The sequence below is a fragment of the Rhodococcus sp. NPDC056506 genome (genome assembly GCF_042794945.1).
Lineage (GTDB): Bacteria > Actinomycetota > Actinomycetes > Mycobacteriales > Mycobacteriaceae > Rhodococcus_F.
Genome location: NZ_JBHTSW010000028.1, coordinates 1 through 15,087 on the forward strand (window position 1 = coordinate 1; position 15,087 = coordinate 15,087).

The 15,087-nt window shown below is 62.9% G+C and carries 14 protein-coding genes and 2 rRNA genes; all 16 read left to right on the forward strand.

Going from position 1 to position 15,087, the window contains the following annotated elements; genetic code table 11:
* A 23S ribosomal RNA gene (locus tag ACFQ6H_RS20440) occupies positions 1-462 on the forward strand; the annotation flags it as partial.
* 152 nt (positions 463-614) lie between these two features.
* Positions 615-731 (forward strand): 5S ribosomal RNA (gene rrf / locus ACFQ6H_RS20445).
* A 61-nt stretch (positions 732-792) separates the two neighbouring features.
* On the forward strand, positions 793-1,734 hold the full coding sequence (locus tag ACFQ6H_RS20450; RefSeq protein WP_317552734.1) for a hypothetical protein: 942 nt from the start codon (positions 793-795) through the stop codon (positions 1,732-1,734).
* Positions 1,731-2,714, forward strand: a complete 984-nt coding sequence (locus ACFQ6H_RS20455) for an HAD-IIA family hydrolase (protein ID WP_378648221.1) — start codon at positions 1,731-1,733, stop codon at positions 2,712-2,714. Before ACFQ6H_RS20450 ends, ACFQ6H_RS20455 begins: the two co-directional genes overlap by 4 nt.
* Before the next feature lie 76 nt (positions 2,715-2,790).
* The gene (locus ACFQ6H_RS20460; protein ID WP_378532829.1) at positions 2,791-3,033 is read left to right on the forward strand and encodes a hypothetical protein; all 243 of its coding nucleotides are present in this window, start codon (positions 2,791-2,793) and stop codon (positions 3,031-3,033) included.
* A gap of 1 nt (position 3,034) precedes the next feature.
* Positions 3,035-3,874: a TlyA family RNA methyltransferase gene (locus tag ACFQ6H_RS20465; protein WP_054782208.1), complete on the forward strand. Its 840-nt coding sequence runs from the start codon at positions 3,035-3,037 to the stop codon at positions 3,872-3,874.
* Positions 3,871-4,818 (forward strand): NAD kinase, encoded by a 948-nt coding sequence (locus ACFQ6H_RS20470; RefSeq protein WP_378446109.1) that lies wholly within the window; start codon positions 3,871-3,873, stop codon positions 4,816-4,818. The genes ACFQ6H_RS20465 and ACFQ6H_RS20470 overlap by 4 nt, the downstream gene beginning before the upstream one ends.
* Before the next feature lie 2 nt (positions 4,819-4,820).
* Complete coding sequence (gene recN, locus ACFQ6H_RS20475; protein WP_378648224.1) at positions 4,821-6,599, forward strand: DNA repair protein RecN; 1,779 nt, start codon at positions 4,821-4,823, stop codon at positions 6,597-6,599.
* Between the two features lie 86 nt (positions 6,600-6,685).
* Positions 6,686-7,870 (forward strand): putative cytokinetic ring protein SteA, encoded by a 1,185-nt coding sequence (gene steA / locus ACFQ6H_RS20480; RefSeq protein ID WP_378446107.1) that lies wholly within the window; start codon positions 6,686-6,688, stop codon positions 7,868-7,870.
* On the forward strand, positions 7,867-8,820 hold the full coding sequence (locus tag ACFQ6H_RS20485) for a copper transporter (protein WP_378648226.1): 954 nt from the start codon (positions 7,867-7,869) through the stop codon (positions 8,818-8,820). The genes steA and ACFQ6H_RS20485 overlap by 4 nt, the downstream gene beginning before the upstream one ends.
* Positions 8,821-8,976: 156 nt before the next feature.
* On the forward strand, positions 8,977-10,737 hold the full coding sequence (locus ACFQ6H_RS20490) for a CTP synthase (RefSeq protein ID WP_003946139.1): 1,761 nt from the start codon (positions 8,977-8,979) through the stop codon (positions 10,735-10,737).
* Positions 10,738-10,743: 6 nt separating this feature from the next.
* The gene (locus ACFQ6H_RS20495; RefSeq protein ID WP_378648228.1) at positions 10,744-11,376 is read left to right on the forward strand and encodes an NUDIX domain-containing protein; all 633 of its coding nucleotides are present in this window, start codon (positions 10,744-10,746) and stop codon (positions 11,374-11,376) included.
* 1 nt (position 11,377) lies between these two features.
* The gene (gene xerD, locus ACFQ6H_RS20500; RefSeq protein ID WP_378648230.1) at positions 11,378-12,301 is read left to right on the forward strand and encodes a site-specific tyrosine recombinase XerD; all 924 of its coding nucleotides are present in this window, start codon (positions 11,378-11,380) and stop codon (positions 12,299-12,301) included.
* 143 nt (positions 12,302-12,444) lie between these two features.
* Entirely contained in the window at positions 12,445-13,458 is a 1,014-nt protein-coding gene (locus tag ACFQ6H_RS20505) for a ParA family protein (protein WP_003946138.1), read from the forward strand.
* Positions 13,459-13,508: 50 nt separating this feature from the next.
* A complete protein-coding gene (locus tag ACFQ6H_RS20510; RefSeq protein WP_080910961.1) occupies positions 13,509-14,330 on the forward strand; it encodes a ScpA family protein in 822 nt (273 codons plus the stop codon).
* Positions 14,327-15,055, forward strand: a complete 729-nt coding sequence (gene scpB / locus ACFQ6H_RS20515; RefSeq protein ID WP_378648233.1) for an SMC-Scp complex subunit ScpB — start codon at positions 14,327-14,329, stop codon at positions 15,053-15,055. The genes ACFQ6H_RS20510 and scpB overlap by 4 nt, the downstream gene beginning before the upstream one ends.
* The last annotated feature ends 32 nt before the right edge of the window (positions 15,056-15,087 follow it).

The window sequence follows — 15,087 nt, forward strand, 5'->3', positions numbered from 1 at the left end:
ACCCCGGGGATAACAGGCTGATCTTCCCCAAGAGTCCATATCGACGGGATGGTTTGGCACCTCGATGTCGGCTCGTCGCATCCTGGGGCTGGAGTAGGTCCCAAGGGTTGGGCTGTTCGCCCATTAAAGCGGCACGCGAGCTGGGTTTAGAACGTCGTGAGACAGTTCGGTCTCTATCCGCCGCGCGCGTTAGAAACTTGAGGAAGGCTGTCCCTAGTACGAGAGGACCGGGACGGACGAACCTCTGGTGTGCCAGTTGTTCCGCCAGGAGCACCGCTGGTTAGCTACGTTCGGAAGGGATAACCGCTGAAAGCATCTAAGCGGGAAGCCTGTTCCAAGATGAGGTTTCTCACCCCCTCGAGGGGGTAAGGCCCCCGGCAGACCACCGGGTTGATAGGCCAGAACTGGAAGTGCAGTAATGCATGCAGGTGACTGGTACTAATAGGCCGAGGACTTACCACAAAGAAGCTACGCGTCCACTGTGCGGTATCTGAAACAACACACAGATACCTTGATTTTGATTCCCCCATCATCGATCACCCCTGATATTCACGGGTGGTGGGTGTGTGGAGGATCTGGATCATAGGTTGGTTACTGTGACAGTTTCATAGAGTTACGGCGGTCATAGCGAAGGGGAAACGCCCGGTCCCATTCCGAACCCGGAAGCTAAGCCCTTCAGCGCCGATGGTACTGCACTCGACAGGGTGTGGGAGAGTAGGACACCGCCGAACACCCGTTAACCGAAAGGGGACCCAACATATTGGGTCCCCTTTCGTGCGTTGTATGAGAGGAATGACTGTGTCGGAGAATGGCGACGAGCGTCGGTCCTTCCGTGGGGGAGGAGCGCCTCGATCAGGTGGCCCCCGTCGTGACAACGACGGGCGTGGATCACGCGGCGCTGCAGGCGGAGACCGCCGCGGTGGTGCCGGAGACAACAACCGTGGCGGGGCTGGAAACAGCAATCGCGGCGGCGGATTCAGTGGCGGACAGCGCCGCGGCGGCGAGGGTGGGTTCACCCCTCGTGGGCGCGACGGCGACCGCAACCGTCAGCAAGCACGACCTGACGAACCAGATTTGCCCGACAACGTAGAGCCCACCGAGTTGGATCCGGCTGTTCGTCGGGATCTGCTCAGCCTCGACAAGGACAACGCCAACACAGTTGCGCGTCACCTCGTCATGGCGGGCAAGCTCGTCGACGAAGACCCGGAACTTGCATTGCTCCACGCTCGCGCTGCTCGTCAGCGTGCCGGCCGCATTGCTGTCGTTCGTGAAGCTGCGGGAATCACTGCTTACCACGCGGGTGAATGGGCCGAAGCTCTCTCCGAGCTCCGTGCTGCCCGTCGAATGGCTGGTGGACCGGGTCTGATCGCTGTCATGGCCGACTGCGAACGCGGATTGGGTCGACCCGAACGCGCAATCGAACTGGGTCGCAGTGACGAGGCTGCCCTGCTTTCGGGCGACGAGGCTTCGGAGTTGCGGATCGTCGTCGCCGGTGCTCGGATGGATCTCGGTCAGTTCGATCAGGCAGTTGTCACACTGCAGACCAAGGATCTTGATGCAGCGCGTACCGGTGAAGCTGCGGCTCGCTTGTTCTACGCGTACGCCGATGCCCTCGTTGCAGCCGGTCGTATCGAAGACGGACTGAAGTGGTTCCTCAACGCTGCAGCTGCAGACCTCGAGGGTGACACGGATGCTGAAGAACGGGTGGCCGAGTTGACCGGAGAAGATCAGTGACCGTGCTTCGTACCCAGTACGACGTACTTTTGCTCGATCTCGACGGCACGCTGTACGCCGGAGCTCATGCGATTCCCGGTACCCAGGCTGCTTTGGGTCAAGGTTCGCAGGCTTTGTACTACGTGACCAACAACGCAAGTCGCTCACCTTCGGCAGTGTCGGCGCACCTGACCGAACTCGGTTTCGATTCCGAAGACGATCGTGTGGTCACCAGTTCCCAGACGGCCGTACGTCTGTTGGCGGAGCGCCTCGAACCGGGTGCCGCTGTTCTGGTCGTCGGCACCGACGCGCTTGCGGACGAGGTGACGCGCGTCGGATTGATGCCGGTTCGTGAGTTCGCGGATTCCCCGGTTGCTGTCGTTCAAGGACATTCGACGGAGACCAACTGGTCGATCCTTGCCGAAGCATGCCTGGCGATCAGGGCCGGCGCGCTGTGGGTGGCTGCGAACCTGGACACCACACTGCCGTCGGAACGGGGTTTGGTTCTCGGCAACGGCTCGATGGTGGCGGCTCTGCGCGCTGCGACGAGGCAGGAGCCCCTGGTTGCCGGTAAGCCTGCTGCACCTCTGATGGAGGATGCACTAGCTCGCAGCGGGTGTTCGCATCCTCTGGTGGTCGGCGATCGTTTGGACACCGATATCGAAGGCGCACATGCTGTTTCGATCGACTCGCTGTTGGTTCTCACCGGTGTGAGCACGCCGGGTGACGTCTTGCGGGCTCCGATTCAGCAACGTCCCACCTACATTGCAGCAACTCTGGATTCGCTCAATCAGCCGGCCGTAGAATCGCTGGTTGGTGCGGACTCCAAGTGGTCCGTCTCGGTGAACGGGTCGGCGTTGGTAGTCGACGGCCCGGTTGTCGGGGACGAGATGTCACTTCTACGTGCGGTTGCGCCTCTCGCATGGGCGAATCCGTCGTTCCAGACCCTGGAAGCGTCCGATGCCGGCGTAGCGGATCTGTTTGCATCCTGGCTCGCTTGATTCCTCGCAAATGTGTTCGACTCGCGGGGGTGCGGGTGTATGCGTAACCGAGAGTCATGCACTAACGTTGTGCCCGATGAGCACGCCGACACCGCACCCCGGAAACACGAGTAACGGATCTCCGTTGCCCGGGCCACGCCCTACCGTCGATCCGGAACGCATACGTTCTGACGTCGACGGTTTGCTGGCGCGCCTCGGCGGCATCGAACATGATCCGAACGATCAGCACGGAGCAGGTGTGATCCCGCAGCAGGCACATATTTTGGAACAGGCACACGAGGTGCTCGTCCAGGCACTCGCCTCTGTGGACAGGGCTTGACGTGGCACGTAGAGCACGGGTGGACGCCGAACTGGTCCGTCGCGGACTCGCACGGTCGCGAGATCATGCGCAAGAACTGATTTCCGCCGGCCGAGTTCTCATCTCGGGAGCGGTTGCTACCAAGCCTGCGACGGCGATCGAAGCCGGTACTCCGCTTCGGGTCGTCGAGGTGGAGCAGGAAGTCTCATGGGCTTCGCGAGGGGCGCATAAATTGATCGGCGCCCTAGACGCTTTCGGGTCCGAAGGATTGACGGTCGAAGGCCGACGCTGCCTCGACGCCGGCGCATCCACCGGTGGGTTCACCGATGTTCTGCTGACGCGTGGTGCGAAGGAAGTTGTCGCAGTCGACGTCGGTTACGGACAACTGGTGTGGCGGCTGCAGTCCGACGACCGGGTGCACGTCATCGACCGAACCAATGTTCGTGCAATTGATGCGGAGACCATCGGCGGAACGGTCGATCTGGTTGTGGCGGATCTGTCGTTCATATCTCTCAAGCTCGTGCTCGGTGCGTTTGTCGCCTGTACTGCTGATGGTGCGGACCTGGTTCCGATGGTCAAGCCTCAGTTCGAGGTGGGCAAGGACCGCGTCGGTGCCGGTGGCGTCGTACGCGATCCGGAATTGCGAATCTCCGCGGTGCTCGACGTGTCGGAGGCTGCTGCAAAGGTAGGCCTGCGGACGTTAGGTGTGGTGGCCAGCCCATTGCCCGGTCCGTCGGGAAATGTCGAGTATTTCCTGTGGCTTCGAAAGACAGGTTCGCCCGGTGATCACGAGCCGGACACCGAGGGAATTCCTTCGGTGGAGGACATGATTCGCAAGGCTGTAGAGGAAGGGCCCCAGTGAACGCGGTCACGAACGGCGAGTCGCGCGAGATCCTTCTTGTGGCGCATCCCGGCCGACGCGACATCACGGAAACCGCCAAGCGAGTCGGAAAGATCTTCGAGCGCGCGGGAATCGGACTGCGAGTCCTCGTCGACGAAGCCGACAGTTCGCGCATCGAAGCAATGACGGAGCCCGCGGGATTCTCTGCGCCGGGTCTCGACGTCACGGTTGTTCATCCCAGCCCTGATGCTGCTGTCGGATGCGAGTTGGTACTGGTTCTCGGTGGCGACGGCACATTTCTGCGCGCCGCCGAACTCGCGCAAGAAGCGTCCATCCCGGTATTGGGCATCAATCTCGGACGCATCGGATTTCTGGCAGAGACCGAGGCCGAGCATCTCGACGAGGCGCTCGCACAGGTAGTTCGGAAGGAGTATCGCGTCGAGTCCCGCATGACACTCGACGTCGTGATTCGGGTGGATGACGAAATCATCGACCGCGGGTGGGCGCTCAACGAAGCCAGTATCGAGAACCGTTCGCGTCTCGGTGTTCTCGAAGTTGTTCTCGAAGTCGACGGCCGACCCGTTTCTGCCTTCGGTTGCGACGGCGTTCTCGTGTCCACTCCGACCGGCTCGACCGCCTATGCATTTTCCGCAGGCGGCCCCGTCGTGTGGCCTGAACTCGAAGCATTGCTCGTCGTACCCAGCAACGCGCATGCGCTGTTCGCGCGGCCGTTGGTCACGAGCCCGAATTCGATCATCGCGGTGGAGACCGTCGCCGGTAGCCACGACGGCCTGGTCTTCTGTGACGGCCGTCGTACGTTGGAACTGCCTGCCGGCGCCCGTGTCGAGGTCGTTCGCGGCGCCACGCCCGTCAAGTGGGTCCGGTTGGACTCTGCGCCTTTCGCTGATCGGATGGTTCGCAAGTTCGAGCTTCCGGTTACCGGATGGCGAGGAAGGAAGCCTTAATCGTGCTCGCAGAGATCCGTATCGACAGTCTTGGTGTGATCTCCGAGGCCAGCGCCCAGTTTCACGAGGGCCTGACCGTCCTGACCGGTGAAACCGGCGCGGGTAAAACCATGGTCGTCACGAGCTTGCACCTCCTCAGCGGTGCGCGAGCAGATGCCGGTCGCGTGCGGTTGGGTGCGTCGCGAGCCGTCGTCGAGGGACGATTCATCGCCGACGACGTTTCACCGGCCACCGAGCGTGAGATCGTCCGAATCCTGGAATCGTCCGGCGCCGAGCGCGACGAGGACGGGACCATCATCGCCGTACGCACTGTTGGCAGCGACGGGCGTTCACGTGCACATCTCGGCGGTCGAAGCGTGCCGGCGGGCGTCCTCTCCGAATTCACAGATCCACTTCTGACGGTTCACGGACAGAACGATCAGCTGCGATTGCTTCGTCCCGACCAGCAACGCAATGCACTGGACCGCTTCGGGGACAAGGCAATCGGGACACTCCTGACGCGGTACCGCAAACACCGTCGTGAGTGGTTGGATGCTCGTTCGGAGTTGATCGAGCGCACGTCGAAAGCTCGTGAACTGGCGCAAGAGGCAGACCAGTTGACCTTCGCGCTCAACGAAATCGACGGCGTGGCACCCGAGTCGGGTGAGGATACGGCGATCGTTGCCGAAGTGCGTCGACTCAGCGAACTGGACTCGCTCCGCTCCGCTGCCGAAGAAGCGCACGCTGCGCTCGCCGGTAGTGACGACATGGCCAGCGGTGACGTCGGGGTCATGCCGGCGCTCGACCTGATGTCAGAAGCGCGGGCGCGTATCGAGTCGGTCACCGACGCCGATCTGGACGGTCTCGGTTCCCGCTTGGCCGACGCTATTGCCGTCGTCACCGATGTTGCCGGAGACCTCAACACCTATCTCTCCGGGCTACCCGCCGATCCGGGGGCTCTGGACTCGCTGCTGTCGCGGCAGTCCGAACTCAAGACTTTGACTCGCAAATACGCCGCCGATGTCGACGGTGTTCTCGAATGGGCGGAGACCGCTCGCGCTCGTCTGTCCAAACTCGACGTGTCCTCGGATGCGTTGTCGCTGTTGGCCAAGCAGGTCGAGGAAACGGCTGGACTGACCGCGGAGGCAGCTACCAAGCTGAGCGCCGCCAGAGTCAAGGCGGCGGCAAAGCTCGCCAAGGCTGTCAGCGCGGAACTCGCCGGTCTGGCGATGGGGCGTGCGGGCCTCGAGGTGACGGTTCGTTCGCAGCCTGCGGGCCCGCAGGATTCGGCGCCGCTCAGTGTCGGGGGAGTAGACCTGCATGCCGGATCTGCCGGCGTCGACGAGGTGGAATTTCGTCTGTCCGCGCACAGTGGGGCGCCCTCGTTGCCCATCAGTAAGAGCGCTTCCGGCGGCGAGCTTTCGCGCGTCATGCTTGCGCTCGAGGTTGTTCTCGCCGGTAGCGACACCGGCGCGACGATGGTTTTCGACGAGGTGGACGCTGGGGTCGGTGGCCGCGCTGCCGTCGAGATCGGCCGCCGATTGGCGAAACTCGCTCGGACGCATCAGGTTATCGTCGTCACTCACCTTCCGCAGGTCGCTGCGTTTGCCGACACCCACCTCGTGGTGGACAAGGTGGACGACAAGGGCGGAGTGGTCAGTAGTGGTGTGCGGACCTTGTCGGATTCTGATCGTGTGGTCGAGTTGGCCCGTATGTTGGCAGGATTGGACGACACCGAGACCGGGCGTGCACACGCCGAAGAACTGCTCGAGATCGCGAATGCGGCCCGCGTCACAGATTGAAGGTTCTGTGGTGTTGGTGTGACTGATGTGGTAGTTGTCGGCGCGCCTCCACCGGTCAAGGCGGTTTCAGGTTCATCATCGAAGCCATGAAGATGCCCGGATTGCTCTCACGTAACACCGAATCCTTGCCTGGGATCAGTGGCATCGCCAGGGCCGATCGGAACACGGCGAAGCTTTTACGCCGTGTCGGTCCTGGAGACATCGTGATCCTCGACGAAGTCGACATCGATCGCCGGACCGCCGATGCTCTGGTGAAAGCCGGAGTCATGGCCGTGGTCAACGCGTCACCGTCGATTTCGGGGCGGTACCCCAACCTCGGACCGGAAGTGATCGTCGCCAACGACATCGTTCTGATCGATGCCGTCGACGGTGACGTCTTCAAGAACGTCAAGGACGGCAGCAAGATCCGCCTGCACGAGGGCGAGGTCTTCAACGGCGAGAAGAGTCTCGTCAAGGGGGAAGAGCAGACCGAGGCTGAGATCTCCGACCGGATGATCGAGGCCAAGACCGGCCTGGTCGATCACCTCGAAGCGTTCTCGGGCAACACCATCGAGTTCATCCGCACCGAAAGCCCGTTGCTCATCGACGGAATCGGTGTCCCGGACATCGACATCGATTTGAAGGATCGCCACGTGGTGGTCGTCTCAGATGGCCCCGAACACGAGGCCGATCTGAAAAACCTCAAGCCCTTCATCAAGGAGTACTCGCCGATTCTGATTGGTGTCGGTGCAGGTGCGGACGTGTTGAGCAAGGCCGGATACCGCCCCGATCTGATCGTGGGCGACCCGGAAGAAATCACCAGTTCCACCCTCAAGTCCGGAGCCGAAGTTGTTCTGCCTGCAGACCAGGACGGTCATGCTGCAGGACTTTCCCGAATCCAGGATCTCGGTATCGGGGCGATGACGTTCCCCGCGACCTGCTCACCGACCGACCTAGCTTTGCTCCTTGCCGATCATCACGGGGCTTCGCTGATCGTGACGGTCGGCAACGTGGTGTCCTTGGACGAATTCTTCGACCGCGGACGCCGTGAAAGCAATCCGTCGGCTTTCATGACGCGGCTCAAGGTGGGACCAAAACTGGTCGACGCCAAGGCCGTCGCCACGCTGTATCGAAGTCGAGTGTCCGGCGGCGCGATCGCGCTCCTGGTGCTTGCCGCCCTGGTGGCAGTGATCGTCGCCCTGGTCGTGTCCAATGCCGGTAGTGAAGTTCTCGACTGGGCAGTCGCAACGTGGAACAGCTTCGCGCTGTGGGTTCAGGGGCTCTTCAAGTGATTTCGATGCGTCAACATGCAATTTCCATAGCGGCAATCTTCCTGGCACTCGCGATCGGCGTGGTGCTGGGTTCCGGAATGCTCTCCAGTGGATTGCTTTCGGGTCTGCGTGACGACAAGGCAGACCTGCAGAACGAGATCGAAGACCTCAATCAACAGTCCAATCAGCTTCAGCAGCAACTCAATTCCGCGGACGGCTTCGATGCCGCTGTCGGTGGTCGCGTCGTGCGTGACAGTCTCGCTGGTCGCACCGTCGTCGTCATCACGACGCCGGATGCCGATCCCGGTGATCTCGACGGTGTCAACCGACTCGTCACCGCCTCCGGCGGCGCCGTGACCGGACGTGTCTCGCTCACCGATTCGTTTGTCGACGCCACAGGCGGTGACCGCTTGCGGACCGTCGTCACCAACGTCATTCCTGCAGGCATCACCCTCAAGACCGGTGCGGTCGATCAGGGCAGTCTCGCGGGCGATCTGCTCGGTTCGGTTCTGCTTCTCAACGGGCAGAACAGCGAGCCGCAGAGCACTCCGGACGAGATGAATCTCGCGCTCGACTCTCTGCGCAGCGCCGGCTTCATCAGCTACGACGACGGCGCGGTCAAGCCGGCTCAGCTCGCGGTCGTTCTCACCGGCGACAACAAGAGCGAATCCGACGCGGCCACGGGTAACCGCGGCGCCGTCATCGCCCGGTTCGCCGGTGCTCTCGACGGACGCGGCGCAGGAACGATTCTCGCTGGCCGGCCGGGCTCGGCCGAGGGCAGTGGTCCGGTTGCCGTCGCACGTGCGGACGCGGCGCTCTCAGCGGGCTTGACGACCATCGACAACATCGACCGGGAATCGGGCAAGATCACCACGCCGTTGGCGCTGCAGGAACAGTTGAACGGCGGCGCCGGCCGCTACGGCACGGGACCGGGAGCGGCGGCGGTCACCGTCGGCGCACCCACCAACTGAACACCCCGGTATTGATACGCCGGTCACATCGGGGGCGGAAAGTCGGCGCGTTGTAGGCACCGACCCCCGATAGGTGTTACCGTGAAATCCCGTGGGTCGGCAGGCCCCAGCATGCTTCATCAGACCAAGCCCTGCACAGTCGTCACGGGAGCCCCTTTGCCACAGTCACGCACTAACACGCGTACCGCCACCAAGCACATCTTCGTCAGCGGAGGTGTAGCTTCCTCGCTCGGCAAAGGTTTGACCGCCTCGAGCCTGGGACAGTTGTTGACCGCGCGGGGAATGCGCGTGACCATGCAGAAGCTCGATCCCTATCTCAATGTGGATCCGGGCACAATGAACCCCTTCCAGCATGGCGAGGTCTTCGTCACCGAAGACGGTGCCGAGACCGACCTCGACGTCGGACACTACGAGCGGTTCCTCGACCGTGACCTCTCCGGCCAGGCGAACGTCACCACCGGCCAGGTTTACTCGACGGTCATCGCCAAGGAACGCCGCGGCGAGTACCTCGGTGACACCGTTCAGGTCATCCCGCACATCACCGACGAGATCAAGCGTCGCATCCTCGAGATGAGTGGTCCGGATCTGCAGGGACACCGCCCGGACGTCGTGATCACCGAAATCGGTGGAACCGTCGGCGACATCGAATCGCAGCCCTTCCTCGAAGCCGCTCGCCAGGTCCGCCACGACGTCGGCCGCGACAACGTCTTCTTCCTGCACGTCTCCCTCGTGCCGTACCTCGGCCCCTCCGGAGAACTCAAGACCAAGCCCACGCAGCACTCGGTTGCGTCGTTGCGCAGCATCGGCATTCAGCCCGACGCGCTGATCCTTCGTTGCGATCGTGACGTTCCGCAGGGCCTCAAGAACAAGATCGCCCTGATGTGCGACGTGGACGTCGACGCCTGCATCTCGACGCCCGATGCTCCCTCGATCTACGACATCCCGAAGGTTCTGCACCGTGAGGGCCTCGACGCTTACGTCGTTCGCCAGCTCGGTCTCCCGTTCCGCGACGTCGACTGGACCGTGTGGGGCAACCTCCTCGATCGTGTTCACCAGCCGCGTGAGACCGTGCGCGTCGCATTGGTCGGCAAGTACGTCGACCTGCCCGACGCATACCTCTCCGTCACCGAGGCACTGCGCGCCGGTGGATTCGCGAACCGGTCCAAGGTCGAGATCTCCTGGGTCCCGTCGGATGCCTGTGAGACCGAAGCCGGAGCGCAGGCCGCTCTCGGTGACGTCGACGGTGTTCTGATCCCGGGCGGCTTCGGCATCCGCGGCATCGAAGGCAAGCTCGGCGCGATCCGTTTCGCACGTTCGCGCAAGCTGCCGCTGCTGGGTCTGTGTCTGGGTCTGCAGTGCGTCGTCATCGAAGCTGCTCGTAGCGTCGGTCTCGACGATGCCAACTCGGCCGAGTTCGAGCCGGACACCAAGCACCCGGTCATCTCGACGATGGCTGATCAGGAAGATGTCATCGCCGGCGACGCCGACCTCGGTGGCACCATGCGTCTGGGTGCTTACCCGGCCGTGCTGACCAAGGGTTCCGTCGTCGCTCAGGCCTACGGAACCGAGGACGTCTCCGAGCGTCACCGTCACCGCTACGAGGTCAACAACACCTACCGCGATCGGATTGCCAAGTCCGGCTTGCAGTTCAGCGGAACCTCACCGGACGGCCACCTGGTCGAGTTCGTCGAGTACCCGCGTGAGCAGCATCCGTTCTTCGTTGCCACCCAGGCACATCCGGAGCTCAAGAGCCGCCCGACGCGCCCGCACCCGCTGTTCGCTGCCTTCGTCGAAGCAGCGTTGACGTACAAGCTCGAAGAGCGCCTGCCCGTCGACGTCCACGGTGACGAGAAGATCGACACCGCTGCCACCGAGACGGCGCTAGACGCTGCGGTCGAGAACGTGGAAAAGGTCTAGCCACACATGAGCGATCCCGGTCGGCACGAATTCGACACCCTCGGCTCCAAGACGGTCTACACGGGCGCGATCATCGCGTTGCGTGTCGACACCGTTGCGATGCCTGGTGGTCAGCGTGCCGATCGGGAAGTCGTCGAGCATCACGGCGCCGTTGCCGTCGTGGCACTGGACGAGCGTGACCATCTTGTGCTGATTCACCAGTACCGTCACCCGCTCAGGCACCGGTTGTGGGAAATCCCTGCCGGTCTGCTCGACGCTCCGGGGGAGAGCCCGGTCGAGGCGGCAGCGCGCGAGTTGGGCGAAGAAACCGGACTCGGCGCCGATCGATGGTCGGTGCTGGTCGATGTCGCTCTCTCACCCGGGTTCACGGACGAGGCGGTTCGCGTCTTCCTCGCCGAGGGGCTGCACGAGGTGAAGCGCGACGATCCCGAACACGAAGAAGCCGATCTCGAGATTTCGCGGGTTCCGCTCGCCGACGCCGTCGACATGGCGCTACGCGGCGACATCGTCAATGCCACAGCGGTATCGGGCATTCTTGCGATCGCCACCGCACGTGCGACGGGAAAGCCGCTGCGCCCCGCCGACGCACCGTGGCCCGATCGTCCGCGCGCATTCGGAGAACGCAAGTCGCGAGCCTGAAGTGCTTGCCCGACAGGTGGACTCGTATCTCGACCATCTAGCGGTCGAGCGAGGATCGGCGCGCAACACTCTACTTTCGTATCGCCGTGACCTGAATCGGTACGCGGAGTACCTGAACGGACGCGGCATCGACGACGTCGCGGGCGTGACGGAAAACGACGTCACCGAATTCGTGACACATCTGCGGCTCGGTGACTCCGAGGCCGGCGTCGTACCGTTGGCGGCCAGTTCGGCAGCACGCACCCTGATCGCGGTTCGCGGATTCCACAAGTTTTCCGCCGCCGAGGGTCTGGTCAGCGTTGACGTGGCCCGAACGGTCAAGCCGCCGACGCCCGGACGCAAGCTGCCCAAGGCCCTGCCTCTCGACGACGTGATCGCCCTGCTGGACGCTTCGGGTGGCGGTGCGGCCGGTGACGGGCCCCGCGACCTGCGGGATCGCGCTCTGCTCGAGCTCCTGTACTCGACCGGAGCGCGAATCACCGAGGCGATCGATCTGGACGTCGACGACATCGATACCGAAACCCGTTCCGTGCTCCTCAAAGGCAAGGGCGGAAAGCAACGGATCGTCCCCGTCGGCAGGCCTGCGATCGCCGCCGTAGACGCGTATCTCGTCCGTGGGCGCCCCAGCCTGGCGACGCGCGGTGTTCCTGCCCTGTTTCTCAACGCTCGCGGGGGCCGTCTGTCGCGTCAAAGCGCGTGGCAGATTCTTCAGGATGCGGCGGCGTCGGCCGGAATCAGGGCGGACGTCTCACCCCACACGCTCAGGCACTCGTTTGCCACACACCTGCTGGACGGCGGCGCGGACGTACGTGTCGTGCAGGAACTTCTTGGCCACGCTTCGGTAACCACCACGCAGATCTACACACTGGTCACCGTCACCGCGTTGCGCGAAGTGTGGGCTCAGGCACACCCGCGTGCCCGTTAGGGGTTGGTTGGCTCATGCGTGTCTGCGAGACCATTCGGTGATGTAAGCGGTAGCGTTCAAGGAGCGCGAGCGGCCTCCACCGCAGTTTCGGGGGTTTGCCGGCGCCGAGAGCAACCGCCGAAAGAGTAGGGGAGCATCGGACCGTGTCGACATCGCAGCCACCAGCGGCGGAGTCCGCGCCGCCGCATGTCAATGCCCAACTCTTCGAGCGCGTGAACGAATCAGCACCAGCTGTACCCTCCGAACCAGAGGCGATGTTCGAAATAGATACGACGCCAGTAGCCTCTCCACCTGCGGAAACCCTGACCGTTTCCGCGGAAGAACTCGGCCCGACAGGCCGACCGGTCCGCGAGGTGCCGCAACCGACACCGTTGGCGCACCACGGACCCGCGATGATCATCGCGATGTGCAACCAGAAGGGCGGCGTCGGCAAGACGACGTCGACCATCAATCTGGGTGCATCGTTGGCTGAATACGGTCGTCGAGTGCTCCTGGTGGATCTCGATCCCCAAGGCGCGTTGTCTGCCGGACTGGGCGTTCAGCATCATGACCTGGAACTGACCGTCCATAACCTTTTGGTCGAACCACGTGTGTCCATCGACGATGTGTTGATGCGCACTCGGGTAGACGGCCTCGACCTGCTCCCCAGCAACATCGACCTTTCGGCCGCCGAGATCCAATTGGTCACCGAGGTCGGGCGTGAGCAGACCTTGGGGCGCGTGTTGCACCCGGTTCTCGATCGGTACGACTACGTGCTCATCGACTGCCAGCCGTCGCTTGGCCTGCTCACCGTGAATGCGCTGGCCTGCGCCGATTCGGTCATCATTCCGATGGAATGCGAGTACTTCAGCCTGCGCGGCCTGGCACTGCTCAACGACACCGTCGAAAAGGTGCACGACCGTCTCAATCCGAAGCTCGAGTTGGCCGGCATCGTCGTCACGATGTTCGACGCTCGGACCCTGCACGCCCGTGAGGTGATGGCGCGCGTCGTCGAGGTGTTCGGCGACGTCGTCTACGACACGGTGATCAACCGCACCGTTCGATTCCCCGAAACCAGCGTCGCCGGTGAGCCGATCACGACGTGGGCGCCGAAATCGGCTGGGGCCGAGGCATATCGAGCATTGGCCCGCGAGGTCATTCACCGGTCTGGTCGTTAGTGGAACTGATTGCATCGCAAGAAGATTCGGTCGAAGTCGAGCCGGATTCGATCGACCCGAACGTGCCGACCGACGCTCAGACCGCAGCCAAGGCTGCCGGTTTCCGAGTCACACTCAGGAACTTCGAAGGCCCGTTCGATCTGCTGTTGAACCTGATCAATCAACGGCAACTCGATGTCACCGAAGTCGCCCTGCACACCGTCACGGACGATTTCATCGCGTACACCAAGGAACTCGGCAGTGCGATGGGCCTCGATCAGACGACAGAGTTTCTGGTCGTCGCGGCCACGCTTCTGGACCTGAAAGCGGCCAGGCTGTTGCCCGCCGGGCAGGTCGAGGACGCGGAGGATCTGGCGCTTCTCGAAGCCCGCGACCTTCTCTTCGCGCGACTGCTGCAGTACCGGGCGTACAAGCAAGTTGCGGCGCTGTTCGGTGAGTTGGAGGAAGCAGCGCTGCGGCGCTATCCGCGTTCGGTCGCCGTCGAGGATCAGTTCACCGAGCTCCTGCCCGAGGTGTTGTTGGGCGTCGACCCTCAGCGTTTTGCGGAGATAGCGGCGACGGTGTTCACGCCGCGTCCGGTGCCGACAGTGGGCCTCGATCACCTCCATGTGTCCAATATCTCGATACCCGAGCAGGCCGAGCGAATTCTCGAGTTGCTGCGCGAGCGAGGCATAGGGGAGTGGACACCCTTCGGAGACCTTGTTGCCGAGTGTGAGATCACTGTCGAGATAGTCGCAAGGTTCCTCGCGTTGCTCGAGCTGTATCGGCGGCGGGTGATCGTGTTCGAGCAACCCGAAGCCCTCGGACCGCTGATGGTGAGTTGGACCGGAGACGACCCGGCCGCGCCGGTCACAGAGGAGGACTACGGATGAACGCCGAGCCGACGGAATCGGAATCTTCGCAGCTAGACGAGATGATCGAGCCTGCTGACGACGCCGCGGTTTCCGAAGATTCTGCCCCTGATTTCGATCTCGACGACGATCAACTCGACGCGGTGCTGGAGTCGCTTCTGCTCGTCGTGGACTCACCGGCCGAAGTTAACCAACTCGCATCTGTCACCGGTACCGCACCGGAGCGCGTCGAGCAACGCCTGACGTTGATGTCGGCCGCATTGACCGCGCGCGGCAGCGGAATGGACCTTCGCTACGCGGGCGACGGATGGCGTCTGTACACGCGACAAGAGTTTGCCCCGTATGTGGAAAAGCTGCTATTGGACGGCGCACGCACCAAATTGACCAGGGCGGCATTGGAAACTTTGGCCGTAGTCGCATACCGTCAACCGTTGACTCGTGCGCGGATCAGTGCGGTACGAGGCGTCAACGTGGACGGGGTGGTACGCACCCTCCTTGCCCGCGGACTGATCGCGGAAGCCGGGCCTGACCCGGACACCAACGCGACACGGTACTCCACGACCGAACTGTTCCTCGAACGGCTCGGCCTGGCCTCGCTGAGCGAGCTCCCGGAGTTGGCCCCGCTCTTGCCTGATGTCGATCTCATCGACGACATCAGCGAAAGCCTGGAATCCGATCCGCGATTTGCGAGAATGAACAAGGCAGACGTGCCCGCTGACGTAGTGGACACCGAAGTCGACGACTGACCGGAATTCCGGCGGTCGTCAGCACCGAAAGA

Excerpts from the sequence above, each read along its gene's own strand:
- ACFQ6H_RS20450 (WP_317552734.1), top strand. The coding sequence starts at position 793 with ATGACTGTGTCGGAGAATGGCGACGAGCGTCGGTCCTTCCGTGGGGGA.
- ACFQ6H_RS20460 (WP_378532829.1), top strand. The coding sequence starts at position 2,791 with ATGAGCACGCCGACACCGCACCCCGGAAACACGAGTAACGGATCTCCG.
- steA (WP_378446107.1), top strand. The coding sequence starts at position 6,686 with ATGAAGATGCCCGGATTGCTCTCACGTAACACCGAATCCTTGCCTGGG.
- ACFQ6H_RS20495 (WP_378648228.1), top strand. The coding sequence starts at position 10,744 with ATGAGCGATCCCGGTCGGCACGAATTCGACACCCTCGGCTCCAAGACG.
- scpB (WP_378648233.1), top strand. The coding sequence starts at position 14,327 with ATGAACGCCGAGCCGACGGAATCGGAATCTTCGCAGCTAGACGAGATG.